The organism is Steroidobacter cummioxidans (assembly GCF_003104955.1).
Genome location: NZ_LSRW01000022.1, coordinates 185688 through 207940 on the forward strand (window position 1 = coordinate 185688; position 22253 = coordinate 207940).

Sequence of the window (22253 nt, forward strand, 5' to 3'; positions counted from 1 at the left end):
CAAACTATATCAACTATAAAAACGTTTGCATGTATCAAAGCAAAGCAAGTGTTGGCATGATGTCCCCACTTGCGAACGATCTCGCGCGGTATTTAGCGTTCGTGCACGAATCTGCGCGAATCTGCGCGTCGCGACATCGCTGCCGAATGTTTGAGAGAGGTTGAAGGTGAAAAGATGGGTGTTCGCCAGTGTCAGCACGCTGGTATGGGTCTCTTCAGCGTGGGCAGATGGCGATGCAGGGGCGGGTGCGAAGGTGTTTGCGCAGTGCTCGGCGTGTCACACAGTCGGTGCAGGTGCTCAGAACAGCGTCGGGCCTGTGTTGAACGGAATTGTGGGTCGGCCCGCGGGGACGTATCCGAGCTATCGCTACTCTTCGGCCATGAGAAAGTCCGGCCTCACCTGGGATGAGGACGCACTCAAGACTTATCTGAAAGAGCCGGGGAAGTTCCTGCCCGGCACGAAGATGGTGTTTCCCGGCCTCGCCAGCGATGCGGATCTTGCCAACATAATTGCGTATCTCAAACAGCAGCCGGCCGAGTGAGCTTCGCGGAGATCTCATCGGCGGCGCGCCGGATGGCGACGACAGTGTCCTTGATAGGCAGCGCTTTCGGAGTTTCGATGAACGGGCAGGTCAATGCGGCCGCTACGCCCTGTGGCGACATGATGGGGGCGGACAGATCGATGATGTGCCGGGTGACGTCGCTGTCCGCTCGAACATATTTTTTGGTGCGGGCCATTGCTGCCCGCTCTTCGAACGCTTTCCACGCGTTGCCGCTCACCGTAGGTGCAAGGCGGGTGCGCCACTCCGCGCGAATGTTGGGTGGCTGAAATGCATAGAGCACCAGCCCTGATGTAGACACGACCAATGGCCGGCGATTGCCCACTCGTACTGAGTAGCCTTCATTGCCGGGCGCTTCGATGCGAGCAATGACGACCATCTGCTCATTGCTGGCTACCGCCAGATGGCAGGATTGCCCGATCGCGCGAGCCAGCTTTGTCATCTCGGGCAACGCATGCTCGAGCAGACTCCGGGCCGGTGGGCGCGCCAGCGCGAGAGCGAACAACTTGTCTGTAAGCTCGAGCCCTTCGCCTGACTCCGCTGGAGCGATATAGCCGCGGCGTATCAACGCTTCGACCATGCGGAACAGCTCGCCGACTGAACGGCTCAGCTCGTTGGCCATTTGTGACAGCGTCAGTGGGCCGCCGCGCGCGGCCAGCAACTCGAGTACGTCCAGCCCCTTCTCTAGAGCGGGCGCGCTGTATTTGCGTTCTCGGTTTTCACGTTCGGTCATTTTTCAATTATAAATCAATAGCTGCTACCGGTTACCACGATTCAAGCGCAGGGGCGGCGGCAGACAGGCTGTCGATTGATTGCATCGAATTTCAGTAATGAAGTAGATTGTACTTGTGAAAGCGTGTATCTTCGGTTTGCGACAGTTACAACAAGAGCCGTGCGTGTCAGATGCCGCAGAACGCGGCGCAAGGACTCCGGCCCGGCAGGGGGTGTTGTGTTCGATTCGTGCTTGCGCGTGCAGCCGTATCAGGATCCGCCGAAGGTCAACGTGCGGCGCATCTCATTGCGTGGCTGCAAGGATTTCGAGCTGCAGCCGGGCGATCGCAACAACATTTCTTTCGAGTTATCACCTGGATCGGAATTCTTCGCGCACTCGAGCGTGCGGCGAAGCTTTTCTTGCGAGCGACGTTATCACGATGATGGAGGGAGCCGTCTCTCTCGAGAGAGATGACCGGCAGTAAACATTTGTCCGAGTATTGACGCGATTGGCGTCGCGGTGATAAGTACGCCACTGACCACACCCGCAAACAAGGGTGGGACTTCAAAGGGGGAACAATCAATGCAGTCGGTGACCAGGAATGGCGTTTTACGCGCCGCAGTTTTGGTAGCGCTAGCAATCTCGGCTCAAGCCAAGGCGCAGCAGGGCTCGTCCACGTCCGCTAATACCAGTGAACTCGAGGAAGTAATTGTTACCGGTATCAGGGAGTCGCTCCAGCGAAACCTGGATATGAAACGCGAGGCGACCGGCGTCGTCGACGTGATTTCCTCGGAAGATATCGGCAAGTTTCCCGACTCGAACGTCGCCGCATCGCTGCAGCGAATCCCGGGTGTGTCGATTCAACGCGCCGGCACGCGCGGCGAGCCGACCGGCATCACGGTGCGCGGCTTCGGTGGCGACTTCAACGAAACGCTGTTCGATGGCCGCCGCATTTCCACGGCCGCCGGCGGTCGTTCGGTGGATTTCAGCACGGTGGGTGCGGACTTCGTCGGTGCGTTGGCCGTGATGAAGACGCCGGATATCACGTTGTCCGCCAACTCCATCGGCGCCACCGTCAACGTGATGTTTCCCAAGCCGTTCGATCAACCCGGACTGCGGCTGGTCACCAGTGCCTCCGGTTCGATGCAGGATGAGGCCGGTGAGATCAAGCCCACCGCGGGCGTGCTCTTCAGCAATACCTTCGCGGATGACACGTTCGGCGTGCTGGCCGATGTGATCTATACCGAGCGCAGCACCGACACCAATCGCGTGTTCGTGTCCGGCTGGGTGGGCGGTCGCTTCGCGCCGTGTCAGCTGACCCCGACGTGTACCGGCAACCAGCTCGATGACAAGAGCGTCGTGGGTTGGTGGCAGCAGCAATACGGCGCCGAACAGTCGCAGGTGAACGATGAGCGCATCGACGGTCGCATCGCCTTCCAGTGGCGTCCGTCGGATCGCGTGTTGCTCACCGTCGATGACAACTATTCGCGCCAGAAGCTCGTCACCGAGACCTATGGCTTTGCGCTGTGGTTCGGCTTGAACGATCTGCGCAACGTGCAGATGGACGGCAACGGCACGGTGGTCGACTTCGTGCAGTCGGGCACGCCGATGGATCTGAACGCGGGCCTGACGACCCAGTTGCGCGAGACCAATCAGATCGGCATCAATCTGAAGCTCGATGCCTCCGACAACCTGTCGTTTGACATCGATGCCTCCTATGCCAAGAGCCGGCAGAACCCGAACGGGGAGGGCGTCGACAATGCCGATATCGGCTATGGCGGCAGCCTCGGTACCGCCTTGGGCGTGCGCGTGCTCGGCGATAGCAGCAACACCTTGCCGCAGTTGACCACCTACGGTCCCAACGGCGATCAATCGCGCTATCTCGATCCGAACGTGATTGGTTCGCACGTGCTGGTGCGCCAGTCACAGGAGAATACGGACGAGCTGAAGCAAGCGCGCATCACGGTGACCTGGAAGCAGGACAACCTGCAGCTCGACGGCGGCGCCAGCTATGTCGATGACAACTTCCAGCTGCAGCAGAGCAACACGTTCGCCAACAACTTCTGGCAGGCCTACTCCGGCTATGGCGCGCCCTCGGGCCGCTCCTCGGGCGTGCTCGTGCCGACCAACCTGTATCGAGGCACCATCGGGACGGGCGGCTTCATTCCGGGGTTCTCCGGCGGCGGCGCGTTGCCCTCACAACTGCTCATGTACGATCCTCGCGGTCTGTACGGCTACCTGCAAGGGCTGGGCAATCCCTATCAGAGCAACATCCCGGGGTTCAATTATCCCCAGAACGAGGACGGCTCCAACGCCTGCCTCAACGCCGCGCCACCGGCCCTGTGTAGCTACGCGGGGAGCCTCGATCTGGCTGCCGACCCGGGCAGCATTCAGGACATCACCGAGAAGACCTTGTCGCTGTTCGTGCGCGCGGCCTTCAACGTCGAGGTTGCGGGCCGTCCGTTCCATTTCAGCGCGGGCGTTCGCAACGAGCGTACCGATGTGACTTCGGCGGGTATCGGCCGCCTGCCGGTGTCATTGGCCCGGGACGCCGCCGACCCGACGTTGCTGACGACTACGTTCTCGCCGACTCGGTCGATCTCCACCGACAGCAAGTATTCCTATCTGCTGCCGAGCATGGACATGAAGCTGGAGGTCACTCCAGAGATTCATGCCCGCTTCAGCGCCTCGCGGACCTTGACGCGACCGGCGATCAACTTCCTGACGCCCGTGCTGAACGTGGGAGGGCTGCCGCGTATCGGCGCATTGACTGCGGATGGCGGCAACCCGAACCTCAAGCCGTATCTGTCGGATAACTTCGACTTCGCGGTCGAGTGGTACTACCAGCAGAACTCGTATGCGTCGGTCAACTACTTCATCAAAGAGGTGACCAACTTCATCGTGCAAGGCACGCAGCGCCAGACCATCAATGGCGTGATCGATCCGAGCACCGGTCAGCTGGCGCAGTACACGGTCTCGCAGCGGATCAATGGCCCCGATGCCACCGTCGACGGCTTCGAGTTCGCCTGGCAACACGTGTTTGGCGACACCGGCTTCGGCTTCAACGCCAACGTCACGCTGGTGAACACCGACAAGCCTTACAACCGCTACGACATCTCGCAAAGCGGCTTTGCGGTGACCGGTCTGGCGGACTCGGCGAACTTCGTCGGGTTCTACGACAAGAACGGCTTCGAGGTGCGCGTCGCCGCCAACTGGCGCGACGAATACCTGCTGCAGTTCGGTCAGAACCAGAACACCGGCGCGTTCGGTGCCGAGCCGACGTTCGTGAACTCGAGCCTGCAGATCGATCTGACCACCAGCTATCAGCTGACCGATCAGCTCAACGTGTTCTTCGAGGCGTTGAACGTCACCAACGAGACGATGAGCACGCATGGTCGGTTCGACAACCAGCTGCTCGACGTGTTCGCCTACGGTCGGCGCTACGCGTTGGGCGCGCGCTACCGGATGTAACATCGGCTGGGGGAGGTGGCGGTACATATCCCCTGTCCGGCGCCTCCCCCTTTTTTTGGTCGTGGTGCAAGCAGGTATGAGAGTTGTGATCGACATTTGCGAGACAAGTTGGGGGAACTCATGAAGTGGCTGACGGCAATCGCGTGTGTCTTGGCGGCGAATGTTTGTTGGGCGCAGGCGGACGGCGCCTTTCGACCGGCGAGCACCAACGTCTGGGATGCGCAATACCCCCGCATCGACGATGCTGGACGCGTGCAGGTGCGCGTGAAGGCGCCGGATGCCACGAAGGTCAAACTGAATTTCTGGAACGGTCCCAAAGTCGACATGCAGAAGCAGGCGGATGGCTTCTGGTCGGTGATCACGGAGCCACTGGTTCCGGGGTTCCACTATTACACCGTCGTCATCGACGGCGCTGAAGTCTCCGATCCGGGCAGTCAGGCATTCTTTGGCGGCTCACGATATGCGAGCGCGGTGGAAATTCCGGAGCCAGGCGCGACTTATTACTCCATCCAGGATGTTCCTCACGGTCAGGTGCGTGAGGTCTGGTACCACTCCAAGGTCACCGGAACCTGGCGACATGCGCTGGTGTATCTGCCGCCAGGCTATGACACGCAGGCAAAGGCCCGCTATCCAGTGCTCTATCTGCAGCATGGCGGTGGCGAGGATGAGACCGGTTGGATCCGGCAGGGCCGCGCGAATTTCATTCTGGACAACCTGATCGCGGCGCGCGAGGCCGAGCCCATGATCGTCGTCATGGCCTATGGCTATGCGCGTCGTGCCGGCGAAGCTCCGCCCGATATGTCATCTGTGGCGTTCGGCTCTCCGGCCATGCTCAAAGGCATGCTGGACATGGCCGCGACGTTCGAGGATGACGTGACGCAGGCACTGATTCCCTTCATCGACAAGACGTTCAAGACGCTGACCGATCGCGACAACCGCGCCATGGCTGGCCTGTCGATGGGTGGCATGCAGACGTTCCACGTCACGCTCAATCATCTCGATCTGTTCTCTCACATCGGTGGCTTCAGTGGCGCCGCCGGACTGCTGTCCGCCGATGCCGGCAAGTTCGATCCCAAGACGGCTTACAACGGAGTGTTCGCCGACGCTGCTGCGTTCGGCAAGCGGGTGCACGTGCTCTGGCTCGGCGTGGGCAGCGCGGAGGGGGAACGATTTCTCTCCGGCATTCGAGGCTTTCATGAAGGCCTGAACGCGGCCGGCATCAAGCACGTCTATGTGGAATCGCCGGGCACGGACCACGAATGGCAGACCTGGCGGCGCGCCTTGCAGGATTTTGCGCCCAGGTTGTTCAAGCATCGTAAAGCGCGGACCTGATGAGAACGGATGATGAATAAAGCCATTTGCCTGGTGGCATTGTTGCTGAGCGCCTGCTGCACGCAAGCGGCGCTGGCGCAGATGCAGACGCAGGCGCCGCCGGTCGTTCCCGGCGCCAAACCGGTCGCGCTCGAATCGATCAAGATCCATGCGAGCGCGGTCGCAGGCAATCTCGAAGGCAACGCGGTCGAGCGCGACGTACTGGTGTTCCTGCCGCCCGGCTATAAAAAGGAGTCGAAGCGCCGCTATCCCGTGTTGTACGCGCTGCACGGATACTCGATCGGCGCCGCGCAGTGGGCTCGCGAAATCCACGCTCCGCAAACCATCGAAGGTGCGTTTGCCAGCGGCGCGAAGGAGATGATCGTGGTGTTGCCTGACTCGAAGACCGTGCACAACGGCTCGATGTACTCGGGTTCGATCACGACGGGCGACTTCGAGAGCTTCATCGCCCGCGATGTGGTCTCTTACATTGACGCGCATTACCGCACGATTCCCGAACGGCGCAGCCGCGGCCTGGCCGGTCATTCCATGGGCGGCTACGGTGCCACGCGGATCGGAATGAAACATGCGGACGTGTTCGGCAGCCTCTACATCATGAGCCCTTGCTGCCTCTCGCCGCGCTCCCTGGGGCCCGGCAACGCCGAGTTGAGCAAGGCATTGGAAGAGGTGAAGAGTCCCGCCGACTCGGCCAAGTTGCCGTTCTTCGCGCGCGCGCAGCTGGCGGCCGCGGCGGCCTGGTCGCCCAATCCGAAGAATCCTCCGTTATTCCTCGATCTTCCGACACAGGCTGGCGAAGCTCAGGCCGATGTCCTGGCGAGATGGGCAGCCAACGCGCCGCTGGCGTTCATTCATCAGTACATTGGGAACATCCGGCGCTATGACGCGATCGCAATCGACGTCGGCGACCAGGATGGTCTGCGTACCGATACCGCCAGGCTGCATGACGTGCTCGACACCTATGGGATCGCGAACAGCTTCGACATTTATGCCGGCGACCATACCAACCGACTGGGCGATCGTTTCCAGAATCATGTGCTGCCGTTCTTCGGTAAACACCTTTGCTCCGATGCCGGATGTCGCTAGTGCTGTGACAGCTAAGGGGGTGTGTGAATGAAAGGAAGTGGCAGGTCTTTGCGCACGATTCCAACCTGTTTTCTGACGCTATGCCTGGCATCGAGCGGCGTGACGATGGCCTCCAATGCCAGTGAGGTCTCTTTGCGAGCGCGCGCCGATGAAAAGGCAAAAGCGCTGGTCGAGCAGCTGACACTGGCGGAGAAGGTCGAGCAACTGCTCAACACGGCGCCGGCGATCCCGCGCCTGCAGGTGCCCGCATACAACTGGTGGACCGAGTCGCTGCACGGTGCAATGGGCCCGGTGCCGACCACGAATTTTCCCGAGCCGATCGGGCTTGCAGCGTCGTTTGATGAAGCCATGATGCACGACGTTGCGGCGGCAATCAGCGTCGAAGTGCGCGCGCTGCATGCGCTGGGACGCAAGACGGGGAAGTTGGGCCGCATCGGCACCGGGCTCGATACCTGGTCGCCCAACATCAACATCTTTCGCGATCCGCGCTGGGGTCGTGGACAGGAAACGTACGGTGAGGATCCATTCCTCACGGCACGCCTCGGTGTGGCGTACGTGCGCGGCATGCAAGGCCCCGATCCAGAACGTCCCGACGTGGTCGCCTCGCCCAAGCATTTTGCGGTCCACAGCGGCCCCGAGTCGACGCGCCACGAAGCGAACGTGTTCGTGACGCCGCACGATCTCGAAGATACCTATCTCCCCGCGTTTCGCGCGGCGATCGTCGAGGGTAAGGCGGGATCGATCATGTGTGCCTACAACCGCGTCAACGGCGCGCCGGCATGTGCCAGCGATCTGCTGTTAAAAAATCTCCTGCGTGACGCGTGGAAGTTCGATGGCTACATCGTGTCCGACTGCGATGCCGTCAAAGACATCAGTGACAACCACAAGTTCGCGCCCGATGCCGTCGCGGCGGTCGCGGCCGGGCTCAAAGCGGGAGTCGACAGCGAGTGCAGCAATGCCACATTGTTCGATATCGACGGTCTGGGTGCCCGCTACCAGCAGGCCTACGAGCGCGGCATGATCAGCATGCAGGATATCGATCAGGCGCTGATCCGATTGTTCTCCGCGCGTTACCGCAACGGCGATCTGCCGGGCCTGGAGGGCCGGCCGCCAATCAACACCCCGCCCAATGTAGTGACCACGCCGGAGCGCGATGCGCTTGCATTGAAAAGTGCCGAGAAGAGTCTGGTGCTGTTGAAGAATGATGGGGTGCTGCCACTGAAAGGCACCGAGCGCATCGCCGTCATCGGGCCCCACGCCGATGCTACGCGCGTGCTGCGTGGGAACTATTCATCGGCGCTATCGAGTCCACCAGTCTCACTGGTCGATGGTTTGCGTCGTGCTTTGCCGAAGGCAACCGTGACGCACGTGCCCTGGTCGGCGTCGATTACCGATGGCGATCCCATCCCGACCACGGCGTTGCGCTCGCCGCGCGGTGAGCCCGGATTGCTGGCGGAATACTATGACGCCGCGGAAGCACAGCCCAAACGGTTCGCCTCACACGCCGCTTTCGCCGAGCACGCCAGCAAGGTGAAGTTCAGGAGCAAACCGACGGTCACTCGCGTCGAGCCGGGCATTGCCATGCGCGGCAACGAGCACGCGCAACTGTCGGAGTATTACCGCGTGGTGTGGACGGGCTTCGTCGTGCCTCCAGAAAGCGGCACTTATCGAATCGCGCTCAGCGGACCCAATGCGGAGCTCACATTGGATGGCAAGGTGCTCGCCCGCCATCGCAACCAGCCGTGGGGCACGCGCTCCGAGATGACGACTATCGAGCTGGAGAAGGGACGGCGCTATCCGATTCGCGTCAGCGCGGATGCGCTGTTGCTGTCCGGCGTCGAAGTCCTTTGGAAACGCGTTTCTACTCAGCCTGAAGCAGACCTGCGCGCCGCTGCCGCGCAATCGGACGTAATCGTCGCCGCCGTTGGCCTGAATTCCAATCTCGAGGGAGAGGAGATGAAGGTCGAGCTGGAAGGGTTCTCGGGCGGCGACAAGACATCCATCGATCTGCTCGCCGATCAACGCCAGCTGCTCGAACTGGCGAGCTCCCTGGGTAAGCCGCTGATCGTCGTGCTCATGAACGGCAGCACGCTCGATCTGTCGTGGCCCAAGCAGCACGCCGCTGCCATCGTCGAAGCCTGGTACGCAGGGCAGGCCGGCGGACTTGCGATCGGCAATGTCATCGCTGGCAAGACCAATCCGGCGGGCCGACTGCCGCTGACGTTCTATCGTAGCGTCGCCGATCTGCCGCACTTCGAGGACTACTCGATGCAAGGTCGCACCTACCGATATTTCGCCGGTACGCCCGTGTACCCGTTCGGCTACGGCTTGAGCTATTCGACGTTCGAGTACGGCGCGGTGAGCATACAACCGGTGGACGGCGCTCCGGAACGTGGGCTGCGTGTCACTACCACGGTTCGAAACACGAGCAGCAGAGCAGGCGAAGAGGTGGCTCAGCTGTATCTGGATCCGCCGCACTTCGAAGGCGCGCCGCGACTAGCGTTGCGGGGCTTTCAACGTTTCGAGCTCAAGCCAGGTGAGCAGCGGACCGTCACGTTCGAGCTCACTCCACGTGATCTGAGCTTTGTGACACGGGATGGGGTACGGCAGATCTTCGCCGGCGAGCACCGTGTGAGCATCGGATCCGGACAGCCGGGATCGGGTGTGCCCGTGCAATCCAGTGCGTTCGTGACGACGCATGTCGTCCCTCTGGCACTTTGATCGTATCGACATTCTCGGCACGAGTAATTAGCAGGACGTAGAGGCCCTAATGAATCTGAAGGCAGCACTATCAGCGCTCTTGGTCGGTGTAACGGTGTCCGCTGGTGCAGCGTATGGGCAGAGCGTCACGCTGAAGGTCGAGACCGACAAGCCCGGCGCCAAGATCGATCGGCAGTTGTTCGGTCAATTCGCCGAGCATCTGGGCCGCGGTGTCTACGAGGGCGTCTGGGTCGGGCCGGATTCACGCATCCCAAATACGCGGGGCATTCGCAATGACGTGGTTGCGGCACTCAAGGAGCTTCGCGTGCCCAACGTGCGTTGGCCGGGCGGCTGCTTCGCGGATGAATATCACTGGCGCAATGGCATCGGTCCGCTGGCCGATCGCCCTGCGACGCTCAATCCGAACTGGGGCGGCGTCATCGAGCCGAATACGTTCGGCACGCACGAGTTCATGGATTTCGTGCGGCAAATCGGCGCCGAAGCCTACCTGTCGGTCAACGTCGGCTCGGGCACGCCCCATGAGGCCGCCGACTGGTTCGAGTACCTGACGACCAACCAGCCAACCGCCCTGGCGAAGCAGCGCGCGGCGAACGGTCATCCGGCGCCCTACGGCATCTCGTTCCTGGGCATCGGCAATGAGAGCTGGGGATGTGGCGGCTCCATGACGCCGGAAGAGTATGTGAATCAGCTGCGCATCTACGCACGCTATACACGCAACTACAACGCCGATCATCCGATGCTGAAGATCGCAGTCGGCCCCGATTCGGGCGATACCGGGTACACCGAAGCGGTGATGAAGGCCTGGAAGGAGCGCAACTGGAGCTGGGACATCGACGGACTGTCGCTGCACTACTACACAGTCGGCGGCGGTTGGCCGCCGAAGTTTGCCGCGACCGGCTTCGGTGTCCAGGAGTACGCAACCCTGATCGGTCATACGTTGCGAATGAACGAGTTGATCGGCACGCACGGCGCGATCATGGACAAGTACGATCCGGAGAAGAAGATCGCGCTGGTCGTGGACGAGTGGGGTGCCTGGCTCGCGCCCACGCCGGGAAGCAAGGAAGGGTTCCTGGAGCAGCAGAACAGTGTGCGCGACGCAATCATCGCCTCGCTCAACATCAATATCTTCGCGCGTCACGCCGATCGAGTGCGCATGGCGAACATCGCACAGATGGTCAACGTGCTACAGGCGATGATCCTGACCGATCAGGACAAGCTCGTGCTGACGCCTACCTATCACGCCTTTCACATGTACGTTCCATTTCAAGATGCAACGTTCCTGCCGGTGACCTTCGACGCGGGTAGCTACGTGAACGGTGACATCAAGTTGCCGAAAGTCGATGCAATCGCTGCGAAGGGCAAGGATGGCAAGATCTGGTTGGCAGTCACGAATATCGATCCGTCCGGCCCGGCGCAGTTTGAACTGACGACCCGTGCCAAGCGGGCTGCAGGAAGGATTCTGTCGGCGCCGAAGGTCGACAGCGTAAACACGTTCGACGCGCCCGCGACTGTCGCGCCAAAGCCGTTCGCAGTGAAGTCCAGCGGCAACAAGATCGTCCTCAAGTTGCCGCCGCATTCGCTGGCCGTGATTGCGTTGGAAGAGTAGGCCTGATGATTACACGCCGTACACTGCTGCATTCGACGCTGGGTGCGGCTGTATTGGGGGCGACACCACCGCTGTTCGCCGCCTCGCCGAAGCGCAAGTTCAAGTTGAGGCTCGCTCCGCACCTCGGTCAGTTCGTGGGCCATGCAGGGCAGAGCATCGTCGATCAGCTCAAATTCATGGCGGACGAGGGTTTCACGGCATTTGAAGATAACGAGATGATGCAGCGCTCGGTCGCCATGCAGGAAACGATCGCCCGCACTTTGCAACAACTCCAGATGACGATGGGCGTGTTCGTAGTTGCCGTGGGCGGCAACGAGAACAGGTTGTTCACGACAGGTCATCAAGACAATCCCGCGAGGTTTGCCAAGGCTTGTCAGGATGCGGTCGCAGTCGCCCGGCGCGTCAACGCCAGGTGGATGACGGTCGTGCCTGGCGTGTTCGAGCGCAAGTTACCGATCGGCATACAGACGGCAAATGCGATCGACGTGCTGCGTGCTGGCGCCGAGGTGTTCGAGCGGGAGGACCTGGTGATGGTTCTCGAACCGCTCTCCGACTCACCCGATCTGTTTCTGCGTACGGCCGATCAGGCGTACGAGATCTGTCGTGCCGTCAACAGCCCCGCCTGCAAAATACTCTTCGACATGTATCACCTGCAGCGTAACCAGGGATCGATCATTGCCAGCATCGACCAGGTCTGGAGCGAGATTGGCTACTTTCAAATCGGCGACGTTCCGGGCCGGCTGTGGCCGGGCACCGGGGAGATGAGCTACGGCAACATCTTCAAACACATCGCGACCAAGATGCAGCGCAGCGGTCGCGATTTCATCTTTGGCATGGAGCACGGACCGTGGCAACCGAACAAGGAGGGGGAGCGTGCATGCATCGAGTCGTACGCGGCAATAGATGCCGTGTTGTGACTCGTGACGCATCGATCGTTGATGCGCGAACTGGTTGTTCGCGAGTAGGGGGGCGTGATGTCGACTCGTCGATGAGGGCGAGCGGCAACGCGTGATCACATGTGTAAAGTCTCGAATGAATCCGCAAAGGCTCATGAGAACAGATAACTCAGATCGAAGAGAACAGACCATGTTTAACAAATTTTGCAAGGATGGCGCTGGCTCCGTAAGGAGAATTACGTCGAGTCGCTTTCAAACGTTGGCGGCTTGCGGGTTACTGATCCCACTGTCGGTGCAGGCGCAAGTAACGCCTCCCGAATCCGCTACCTCGGGGAGGGATCAGCAGAGCGGCGGGCTCGAAGAAATCCTCGTCACCGGCACGCGCATCATGTCGAGCGGGTACAACGCGCCGACGCCGACCTCGGTCATCAGCGCTGAGCAGCTTACCGCCAATGCGCAGCCGAACATTTTCACCACAGTTGCGCAGTTGCCCTCGCTTCAGGGATCCACTGGCACGCAGACCAATACGTTCAGCACCTCCAGCGGCGCGCAGGGCTTGAGCTCGTTCTCGTTACGTGGCCTGGGAGCGATCCGCACGCTGACCCTGCTCGACGGCCAGCGCGTCGTCGGGGCGAACGTCACGGGCGTGCCCGACGTGAGTCTCTTTCCTCAGCTGCTGATCGAGCGCATCGACGTAGTCAACGGCGGCGCATCGTCTTCCTACGGCTCCGACGCGGTGGGTGGCGTGGTCAACCTCGTTACGAACACGCGTTTCGAAGGGTTCAAGGGAAACATCCAAGGCGGCATCACCAACTACGACGACAATGAAACGATCGTCGCGCAGCTGGCTGCCGGCAGCAGCTTCCTCGATGGCCGCCTGCATGCTGTGGGCAGCGTCGAGTATCACGATGAAAAGGGTGTGGGCCCGGGTCCGTACGGCGTCGGCCTTGCGGGTGGTCGCGACTGGTTCACGCAGCGGACGCTCGTCAATCGCAACGTGCTGAATGACGGCTCGCCGCAATACACCGTCATCGATTACGCGCAGCCCTATAACTACACCAAGTTCGGCCTGATCACGTCCGGGCCGCTGCAGGGTATTGCGTTCGACGCAGCCGGCAACCCGTTCGATTTCCAGTATGGCTCGAACGGAGTTCCTGATGGTAACGCGGCCGGCACCGTCAGCGGCTGCCTGCCGGGCTTCTGCGTCGGCGGCGATCTGTCCGGCAATGTCGATTCTGGCCGCACACTGCAGTCTTCACTGGAGCGGGTCAACGGCTATGGCCGGGTCGGATTCGAGTTTGCGGATGACCAGGAAGTTTATTTAACGGTCAATCTGGCGCAGGTTCAAACCCACAATCAGCCGATCAACGGCATGAACCGGCCGAACCTCACCATCCAGTGCGACAATCCGTTCTTGCCGGCATCCATCCAGACGCGCTGCGCGGACGCTGGAATTACCAGTTTCCAATACGGAACCAGCAACGCAATCCTGCCGAGCACGCAGGTGTACACCGACCGCCGTCAATATCGTTTCGTGTTGGGCGCGATGGGTAAAGTGCCCTTGTTGGGCCAGAAGTGGAACTACAACGGCTACTACCAGCATGGGGTCAACTTCTCCGACATCGATGTCGAGAGCATCATGCTGTCGCGTCGCTTCAATCAGGCGATCAACGCGACCACGTTGAACGGCAGCATCGTTTGCGCCGACCCGGTCGCGCGGGCGAACGGCTGTGTGCCCATCAACATCTTCGGTGGCATGCGACCCTCGGACGCAGCGTTCAACTACATCATGCCTGACAAGGGGCCGTATCAGCGGACGCGACAGAACCAGGCAGTAGCCAGCTTCAACGTCTCCGGCGAGCCGGTGGACCTGTGGGCAGGGCCGCTCGCGGTCGCATTCGGTGTGGAGTATCGCAAGGAAGAGTACCGCGTTCGCGCCGATGCCTATGGCAACGGCATCAACGCGCAAGCGGGCATCGAGGGTACGCCCTACGATGCAAACTATCCGGCCGATCCGGTGCTGCTGGACACTGGCAACAACTGGTATGCAGGCAACTACAAGAACGGCGAGGGCGAGTACAGCGTCAAGGAAGCCTATCTGGAATTCGACTTGCCGCTGTTCGACTCGGGAAGCGCCGGTCGAGCGAACCTCAATGCCGCCTCACGCGTGACCGATTACAGCACCTCGGGAACGATCGACGTCTGGAAGGTTGGCGGCACTTGGGATACTCCGCTCAATGGGCTGCGCCTGCGCGCAACTACCTCGCGTGATGCGCGTGCGCCCAATCTCTCGGAATTGTTCGCAGCGCCAGTCACCACGACGCTGCCGAACTTCCTGGATCCGTTCCGTAACATCAATGTACTCGCGATCCAGAATCAGGTCGGCAATCCCGCCCTCACTCCGGAGGTCGCTCGCAATACTTCGTTCGGTGTGGTGCTGTCCGAACCGGCGTGGCTGCCGAACTTCAGCGTGTCGGTCGACTATTACAAGATCAAGATCGACGACGTCATCTCCAGCTTGAGTGCCAACGACATCGTCAACTTCTGTTTCCGGGGCGTCCTGCCGCAGACCTGTAACTCGTTCAATCTGAACAACCCGAACGGACCGAACTTCATCAACGTGCAGTCGTTCAACTTCGCGTCGATCGAAACTTCGGGCTTCGACATCGAAGCGAGCTATCGCTGGCAGCAGGCTTTCGGTTTGCCCGGGACCATCACGGTGCGCGGACTGGCGACACACATCCGCGAATACATCACCGACAACGGCTTGCCAGGCACGGTTCCGATCGACACCGCTGGGGTGAACATCGACACCAAGGCCGATTGGAAAGTCCTGGCGATCCAGAGCTACGAGACCGACAAATTCTCGTTCATGCTCCAGCAACGCTGGATCAGCGACGGTGTGTTGGGCAACCAGTACATCGAGTGCAAGCCGGGAACCTGCCCAGCCTCTACGGTGAATCGGCCGACCATCGACAACAATCACGTCGACGGGGCGTTCTATCTCGACATCGGTGGGTCGTACCAGCTGATGCCGAACGCGACCGCCTATTTCAAGGTCGACAACGTGCTCGATGAGGATCCGGCGCGGGTGACGATCTTCAGCAACCCGGCGCTCTATGACGCTCTGGGCCGGGTGTATCGACTCGGCGTGCGCTTCACTCTTTGATGCGATGACGAACAGGCGACCCGGCCCCCCGGGTCGCCTTTTTTTTGCAGCTCCGCAACCCAGCCAGAAACCATGAAACTATCGCTACGTCATCTCCTGCCGGTGAGTGTTGCAGGACTGCTGCAGGCCACTGCAGCTTTCGCGACCAATCCCCTGATCATGGATCAGTTCACTGCCGATCCGACGGCGCGCGTGTTCGAGGGCAAGGTCTACGTTTACCCTTCGCACGACATCAAGGCGCCGCCGCAGTACAAAGGGCGCCCGAACTGGTTCGTCATGGAGGACTACCACGTATTCTCCTCGGAGAATCTGACGGATTGGACAGATCACGGTGTGATCTTGAAGCAGACGGATGTGCAATGGGCCGATCCCACTGCGTACAGCATGTGGGCGCCGGACAGCGTCTTCAAAGACGGCAAGTATTACTTCTATTTCCCGGCGATCGCCAAGAGCGGCGGGTTCAGAATCGGTGTGGCGATCGCGGACCGGCCCTACGGGCCGTTCAAGCCCGAGGCCACTTACATCGAAGGCGTGAAAGGCATCGATCCCGCCGTGCTCATCGACAAGGACGGCACTGCTTACCTGTACTACTCCTTGGAAAAGCTGTTCGTTGCCAAACTGAAACCGAACATGCTCGAGATCGACGGTGAGCCGGCGGTTTTCGACAATCTGCCGAAGAAGGGATTGCAGGAAGGTCCCTTCGTGTTCGAACGCAACGGCATCTACTATCTCACCTATCCGCACGTGGAGAACAAGACCGAGCGGCTCGAATACGCCACGAGCTCATCGCCCATGGGGCCGTTCAAGTGGGCTGGCGTGATTCTCGATGAGGCGCAAAGCGGTTGCTGGACCGTGCACCATTCCATCCTCGATTACAAAGGACAGTCGTATCTGTTCTACCACGACAAGGATCTGTCGCCCGCGTTCGACAAGAACCGCGCGATCAGGGCCGACAAGTTGTTCTTCAACGCCGACGGCACGATCCGCAAAGTCATTCCGACGCTGCGTGGTGTCGGGCTCGTGGAGGCGAAAAGCGAGATTCAGATCGACCGCTACAGTGCCACCAGCGACGCTGGAGTCGCCGTTTCGTTCCTGGATGAGTCGAACCCGCATGCAGGCTGGAAAACCACGTTCAGCGCCGCGAAGTCGTGGGTGCGATTCAACGAAGTCGACTTCGGACAGGGCGGCCAGAAATCGATCCAAGTGCGTGCCAGGGCCGTCGGTGGCGGCGCGCTCGAGATCCGTCTGGACAAGCAAGACGGGCCGGTGCTCGGGCGCGTCGAAGTCGGGCAGGGAAGCGATTGGCGAACCGCGAGTGTCGTCGCGAAAAACATTCCTGCGGGTGTCCACGATCTCATCGTGACTCAGGCCGGAGCCGAAGCCGTCGAGGTGGATTGGGTGAGCTTCCGCTGAGTGAGCCGCCGTCGCAAGGTCATCGGATGGTTTGGAGAAAGGTTGATGTCATTGTCTCGGGTGTTGTCGATTTTGGCGTGCTGCGTTTGCCTGCCGGCATTGGCGCAGCCTGTGGAGACGAAGATCACGATTCGCGCGGATGCACCGGGAGTCACGATCGATCCGAACATCTATGGCCAGTTCGTAGAGCACCTTGGCCGCGGTGTCTATGAAGGCATCTGGGTGGGCGAGCACTCGAAGATTCCGAACGTCCGCGGCATTCGCAGCGACGTCGTGGCGGCGCTGCGCAAGATCCGCGTTCCCCTGGTGCGTTGGCCGGGCGGATGCTTCGCTGAGTTGTATCACTGGCACGATGGCGTCGGGCCACGCGATCAACGGCCGAGAGGCATCAACGCCGCGTGGAACGACGAGCCTGAAACGAATGCCTTCGGCACCAATGAGTTCATGGACTTCGTCGAGCAGATCGGTGCCAAGCCGTTCCTCGCGGTCAACGTCACCAGTGGCTCGCCTGGGGAGGCGCAGGCGTGGCTTCAATACCTGACCGGTCCGGAGGAGTCCGCGGCTGGAAAATTGCGTGCAAGCCATGGACGCAGGCAGCCGTATCAGATTCCGTTCATCGGGATCGGCAACGAGACGTGGGGATGCGGCGGCAACATGACGGCCGAGTACTACTCGGATATCTACCGGCAGTATCTCGCAGTGCTGCGGCCGTACTCGACTCTCATCGTCGCCGACGCGAATTCGGACGACTATGCGTGGACGGAGAAGATTCTGCAGAAGGCCCTGTTTCGGCATGCCGAGCCCACGCCGCTGGCATATATCAATCGCAGTCCGCAGATCGGCATGATGTCGATTCATTACTACACCCTCGCCGGCAACGACTGGTCGAACAAAGGTGCGGCCGTCGGTTTTCCGGAGAGGGAGTGGGCGCTCGCGGTGGAACGCGCGCACAAGATGGACGAGATCATCGCCAAGCACTCGGCAATCATCGACAAGGTCGATCCCGAGCGCCGCATCGGTCTGTCGATCAACGAATGGGGCACGTGGTGGACTGCGCCCAAGGATGCGCCATCCAACCTATACCAACAGAACACGCTGCGCGATGCGGTGATCGCAGGACTGACGCTGAACATCTTCCAGAATCACGCTGAGCGCGTTCGCATGGCGAATGTTGCGCAGATGGTGAACGTGCTGCAGTCGATGATTCTCACGCGCGGGAGCCAGATGATCGTGACGCCCACCTATCATGTGTTCGACCTGTACCAGGTCCATCAGTCCGGGTCGCTGCTGCCCGCTGAGGTGACGGGGCCGGACTACACATTCGATAACGTCACGCTGCCTGCGATCAGCGCATCGGCCTCTCGCGACAGCAAAGGCGCGATTCACGTGTCCATTGTGAACCTCGATCCGAACCGGGCGGCTCGCGTCGTGACGCAGGTGCAGGGCGCTCGTGCACGACAAGCGACCGGTCGCATCCTGACGGCCGATTCGATGGATGCCCGGCCGGATTTCGATCGTCCGGATCGCGTGATGCCCGTGCCTTTGCAAGGAATCAGGGTGAGCGACCGTTCGATCGACGTGACTGTGCCGGCGAAGTCAGTGGTCGTGCTCGAACTGCGGTAACCCTGCAGCGACTGCTTGCAACCGGAGCCTTGAAAGGCTTGCAGAGCCTGAGTGAGAATCGGGCGGCCAAGTTGTCGGCCGTCGTCGCTGAGCAAGAGTTCAGACCGAATAGAACTCACGGCCGGCCGTACCCCTTCTCACCACGCAATCCTGATGCTCAAGAAGCCAGCTCAAAGCGTAGCCATCGGACCTGAAGCGGGGAATGCGCAGGCGGAATACGGCCTGGACGGCGCAGCGGTGCAGGGATTGCTTCAGGGCGCGGTGCTCAAAGGGCGCGACCCACTTGCCATCCTGCGCGATGCGGCGATCGATCCAGAGGTTTATGGAAATGCGCACGCTGCGATCGATGGCCGGTCGCTCGTCAGGTTGGTTCGTCGCATCCAAAGCTCGATCGATGACGTGTATCTCGGCTTCCTGGGGCAAGGCTGCAGACTGGCGCTCGAGACCGAGCGATTGCTGTCCTTCTTGCACTGTGCGACTTTCGGCGAAGCACTGCGTGTCAGCATCCGGTTCACCGATGCCATGTCCACGGACGTCGGTCCCTGGATTGCGGAGGAGCACGGCGCTGGATTGCAGCACATATGCAAGTACCACACGATCGCAGGCGTCGATCGCGACATTCTGGTGTGGATCAGATTCGTCTGGATCTATCACTTCTTCAGCTGGCTGATCGGCCGTCCTTTGCAGCTGCGCGGAGTTTCCGTGCAGGGCGACCGGCCGCTACAGACGAACGGGTTCGATCGATTTGCGCTGTTCCGCTGTCCGGTGACATTCAACGCACCGGTCGATGCGCTCTGCTATAGCTGGAGCGACCTGACGGTCCGGTTGGTCCATGGCTCCATCTCGGAATACGAAGAATATTATGCAGGCGCGCCCGACTGGTTCGATTCGCCCGGGCTCGGACTGAGCTGGCACGAACAAACCAAGCAAGTGCTGATCGATCTGCAAAAAGCCGGTATGTGGTCCGCGCCGATCGAGGTCGTTGCCGCGCGCCTTCGCACCCGCCCTCGGCGACTGCGCCACGACCTGGCGCTCGAAGGCGAAAGCTTCCAGGACATCAGGACGCGCTTGCGAGGCGAACTCGCGAGTGCGTATCTGCTGGCGAGCGATATGCCGATTACGGGCATCGGTCTCGCGCTAGGTTTTAGTGAGCCTGGCAGCTTCTCGCGCAATTTCTTCGCATGGGCGGGCATGGCGCCCTCTGCGTATCGTGCCGAGTACATCTCGGATGCGGCGAAGGTTGCCGCCGCTACCGCTTTGCTCAGAGAGCGCCGCATCGCGTAGCGCAGGGCCGAGCCGCTGCTTGGTCACTTCTGCCAACTCCGTCTGTCACTCCCGCCATGGCGTTTCCCCTGGCCGATGGCATCCTCGTCCGCACTCGCTAAAGGCAAACAGCCCAGCGACGAAACCAAGAAGAGGGGGACGGGGGATGAAACTGAATCGCACCGCCAAGCTGCGCGGCAAAATGCTGTACCTGGGGGCCTCGACGCTCCTTTATGGATTCGGGCTCACCGCCCAGGTGCAGGCTCAGAGCCAGACGCGGGAGGAGCCAGCGCGAAGCGCAGATCGAGATACCACGATCATCGAAGACATCGTGGTCACGGCCGAAAGGCGCAGCGAAGGGTTGCAGAACGTGCCCATCGCGATTACCGCTATCTCGGGAGATACGCTGCAGGAGGCTGGCGTATCGAGCGTGGGCGAGCTGGTGCAGCTTGCCCCCAGCCTGCAATTCGGTGAACGGTTCGGCAATGTGTTCATCGCCGTGCGTGGCATTGGTCAGGCAGGCCAGGACATCGGCAGTCAATCGGGCGTCACGGTTTCGCAAGACGGCGTGCCGTTGCTCAATCACTTCATGATGGACGGGACGTTCCTGGACGTCTCGCAAGTCGCAGTTCTGCGCGGCCCGCAAGGCACCTTCGAAGGGCGCAACGCAACCGGCGGCGCGATCAATGTTTATAGCAACCAGCCGACCAGCGACTTCGACGGTGCGATCGCTGTCACCGCCGGGGAATACGATCGCTTGGGAGTGCGAGGCTTTTTCAGCGGCCCGCTCGTCTCCGATCGCCTGATGGCTCGGGTCGCATTCCAAAAAGAAGAGGCCGATGGCTGGCTCAGGAACGACTATCTCGGCATCGACAAGAACGATACCGATCTGACTCAGGTGAGAGCGTCGCTGCTCGGCAAAGTCACCGACGATTTCACTGTGCGCGCCATCTTCGAAGCGACGCGGGATCGTGGCGATGCTGCCTTCGCAACCGTACTGGGACGTGCGCGCCCCGACAGGCCGACGGCCGTCGAAGCGCTGGGGTTGCCGCAAAACGATCTGGAAGGGCGGGTCGTGTACATGAATCGCACGGATCAGCGCGATACCAAAAACCAGAAATCGATTCTGATCGCGAATTGGGACGTGAGTCCGAGCGTCGCGCTCACCTCGACGAGCGGTTATATCAGGCACGAGCTCGTCATGACCGACACCGACAATGACGGCACCACCGGCGATTTTTCGGATTTCCCCTACATTGCCATCCGTGTGAATCAGTTCACCCAGGACCTGACCGCGACCGCCGACCTGAGCAGCACGACCGATCTCATCGTCGGCGCGTTCTACATGCAAGGAGAGTCCAGCCAGCCGCTGATTCTGAGCGTGCCGCCGTCGCTGATCGCTGGGTTCGTCTATCACCCGGTCGAGAAACTCGACTCCTATGCCGTCTACGCTCAGCTGCGGCATCAGTTGACGGACAGCCTGCGCGTGACCGTCGGTGGGCGCTACACGATCGATGAGAAGGACTTCGAGATGGACGCGCAGGTCATCGGTGCAAACGTCGTGAGAACCGCCGACGACTCTTGGGGCGCGTTCACGCCGCGCTTTGTCATCGACTATGTTCCCAACGACAACACGCTGCTCTACGTGAGCGCGTCGCGCGGCTTCAAGTCCGGCGGATTCAATACGTTCGGCGACGTGTCCCAGCCCGTGAATCTGTTCAACCCGGAGTTTGTCTGGAACTACGAGGCCGGTCTGAAGGCGGCTTTCTTCGACCGGGCGCTGCGCATGGGCGTTACCGGTTTCTATTCCGACTATACGAACCTGCAGCAGACGCTGTTTCGAATCAATCCGCAAACCAACGTGAGATATCCCAGAGTCGAGAATGCCGCATCGGCAGGGATTACGGGTGTCGAGCTGGATGTCGAAGCGATTCCGTTTCGCGGCTTGCGGCTGAAGGCCTCGGCGACCTGGCTGGACGCGCAGTTCGGTCGCTTCTCGAGTATCGATCCGATCTATCCGGAACGGGGCGAGCAGGATCTGACCGGCAACCGCCTGCCGCAAGCCCCAACGTGGCAGTTCGGCGTATCGGGCCAATACAGCCTGCCAATATCCAGCACCTTGGAGGTTACGGCGCGGGCCGACTACAAGTGGCAGAACGAAATCTATTTCGATCTGTTCAACAATCCTCTCAATACTCAGGATTCCTACGGGCTGCTCAACGCTTCGCTTGCGATCGGCACGCAGGACCAGCGTTGGTCGCTCACGGCCTTCATTCGCAACGCCTTCGATGAGCGCTATGTGAGTCAGTCTGTGACGTCGGCGAGCGATACTGTTCCGGCCCGTGTCGGGCAGTTGGGTGCGCCGAGTCAGTATGGTGTCACGCTCAGCCATCGGTTCTAACGCG

At 60.8% G+C, this 22253-nt stretch carries 13 protein-coding genes; 12 read left to right on the forward strand and 1 reads right to left on the reverse strand.

Annotation, left to right across the window (positions count from 1 at the left end; all coding sequences use genetic code 11):
- Positions 1-166: 166 nt before the first annotated feature.
- A complete protein-coding gene (locus tag D0550_RS14335) occupies positions 167-541 on the forward strand; it encodes a c-type cytochrome (RefSeq protein WP_116809933.1) in 375 nt (124 codons plus the stop codon).
- On the opposite strand, the gene D0550_RS14340 is transcribed toward D0550_RS14335, so the two are convergent.
- Positions 519-1292, reverse strand: a complete 774-nt coding sequence (locus D0550_RS14340) for an IclR family transcriptional regulator (protein ID WP_116809873.1) — start codon at positions 1290-1292, stop codon at positions 519-521. The genes D0550_RS14335 and D0550_RS14340 overlap by 23 nt on opposite strands.
- 561 nt (positions 1293-1853) lie before the next feature.
- Between D0550_RS14340 and D0550_RS14350 the strand changes: the two genes are divergently transcribed.
- The 11 genes from D0550_RS14350 to D0550_RS14400 all read left to right on the forward strand — a co-directional run bounded on the left by D0550_RS14350 (position 1854) and on the right by D0550_RS14400 (position 22249).
- Complete coding sequence (locus D0550_RS14350) at positions 1854-4742, forward strand: TonB-dependent receptor (RefSeq protein ID WP_116809875.1); 2889 nt, start codon at positions 1854-1856, stop codon at positions 4740-4742.
- A gap of 120 nt (positions 4743-4862) precedes the next feature.
- Positions 4863-6074, forward strand: a complete 1212-nt coding sequence (locus tag D0550_RS14355; RefSeq protein WP_116809876.1) for an alpha/beta hydrolase-fold protein — start codon at positions 4863-4865, stop codon at positions 6072-6074.
- A gap of 9 nt (positions 6075-6083) precedes the next feature.
- Complete coding sequence (locus D0550_RS14360) at positions 6084-7157, forward strand: alpha/beta hydrolase (RefSeq protein WP_414717292.1); 1074 nt, start codon at positions 6084-6086, stop codon at positions 7155-7157.
- Positions 7158-7262: 105 nt separating this feature from the next.
- The gene (locus D0550_RS14365; RefSeq protein ID WP_349770718.1) at positions 7263-9878 is read left to right on the forward strand and encodes a glycoside hydrolase family 3 C-terminal domain-containing protein; all 2616 of its coding nucleotides are present in this window, start codon (positions 7263-7265) and stop codon (positions 9876-9878) included.
- A gap of 49 nt (positions 9879-9927) precedes the next feature.
- Positions 9928-11484: an alpha-N-arabinofuranosidase gene (locus D0550_RS14370; protein WP_116809878.1), complete on the forward strand. Its 1557-nt coding sequence runs from the start codon at positions 9928-9930 to the stop codon at positions 11482-11484.
- A gap of 5 nt (positions 11485-11489) precedes the next feature.
- Positions 11490-12401 carry a hydroxypyruvate isomerase family protein gene (locus tag D0550_RS14375; RefSeq protein WP_206606283.1) on the forward strand — a complete coding sequence of 304 codons (912 nt, stop codon included), beginning with the start codon at positions 11490-11492 and terminating at the stop codon, positions 12399-12401.
- A 169-nt stretch (positions 12402-12570) separates the two neighbouring features.
- Positions 12571-15549, forward strand: a complete 2979-nt coding sequence (locus D0550_RS14380) for a TonB-dependent receptor plug domain-containing protein (protein ID WP_116809879.1) — start codon at positions 12571-12573, stop codon at positions 15547-15549.
- Positions 15550-15621: 72 nt separating this feature from the next.
- Positions 15622-16962 carry a family 43 glycosylhydrolase gene (locus D0550_RS14385; RefSeq protein ID WP_116809880.1) on the forward strand — a complete coding sequence of 447 codons (1341 nt, stop codon included), beginning with the start codon at positions 15622-15624 and terminating at the stop codon, positions 16960-16962.
- Between the two features lie 111 nt (positions 16963-17073).
- A complete protein-coding gene (locus D0550_RS14390) occupies positions 17074-18585 on the forward strand; it encodes an alpha-N-arabinofuranosidase (protein WP_206606284.1) in 1512 nt (503 codons plus the stop codon).
- Positions 18586-18738: 153 nt separating this feature from the next.
- Positions 18739-19869, forward strand: a complete 1131-nt coding sequence (locus D0550_RS14395; RefSeq protein WP_116809882.1) for an AraC family transcriptional regulator — start codon at positions 18739-18741, stop codon at positions 19867-19869.
- A gap of 145 nt (positions 19870-20014) precedes the next feature.
- Positions 20015-22249 carry a TonB-dependent receptor gene (locus D0550_RS14400; RefSeq protein ID WP_161965826.1) on the forward strand — a complete coding sequence of 745 codons (2235 nt, stop codon included), beginning with the start codon at positions 20015-20017 and terminating at the stop codon, positions 22247-22249.
- The last annotated feature ends 4 nt before the right edge of the window (positions 22250-22253 follow it).

What these genes read in the sequence shown, in the direction of transcription:
- D0550_RS14340 (WP_116809873.1), bottom strand. Translation starts at nt 1,292, where the DNA reads ATGACCGAACGTGAAAACCGAGAACGCAAATACAGCGCGCCCGCTCTA.
- D0550_RS14350 (WP_116809875.1), top strand. Translation starts at nt 1,854, where the DNA reads ATGCAGTCGGTGACCAGGAATGGCGTTTTACGCGCCGCAGTTTTGGTA.
- D0550_RS14355 (WP_116809876.1), top strand. Translation starts at nt 4,863, where the DNA reads ATGAAGTGGCTGACGGCAATCGCGTGTGTCTTGGCGGCGAATGTTTGT.
- D0550_RS14360 (WP_414717292.1), top strand. Translation starts at nt 6,084, where the DNA reads ATGATGAATAAAGCCATTTGCCTGGTGGCATTGTTGCTGAGCGCCTGC.
- D0550_RS14365 (WP_349770718.1), top strand. Translation starts at nt 7,263, where the DNA reads ATGGCCTCCAATGCCAGTGAGGTCTCTTTGCGAGCGCGCGCCGATGAA.
- D0550_RS14370 (WP_116809878.1), top strand. Translation starts at nt 9,928, where the DNA reads ATGAATCTGAAGGCAGCACTATCAGCGCTCTTGGTCGGTGTAACGGTG.
- D0550_RS14375 (WP_206606283.1), top strand. Translation starts at nt 11,490, where the DNA reads ATGATTACACGCCGTACACTGCTGCATTCGACGCTGGGTGCGGCTGTA.
- D0550_RS14380 (WP_116809879.1), top strand. Translation starts at nt 12,571, where the DNA reads ATGTTTAACAAATTTTGCAAGGATGGCGCTGGCTCCGTAAGGAGAATT.
- D0550_RS14385 (WP_116809880.1), top strand. Translation starts at nt 15,622, where the DNA reads ATGAAACTATCGCTACGTCATCTCCTGCCGGTGAGTGTTGCAGGACTG.
- D0550_RS14395 (WP_116809882.1), top strand. Translation starts at nt 18,739, where the DNA reads ATGCTCAAGAAGCCAGCTCAAAGCGTAGCCATCGGACCTGAAGCGGGG.
- D0550_RS14400 (WP_161965826.1), top strand. Translation starts at nt 20,015, where the DNA reads ATGAAACTGAATCGCACCGCCAAGCTGCGCGGCAAAATGCTGTACCTG.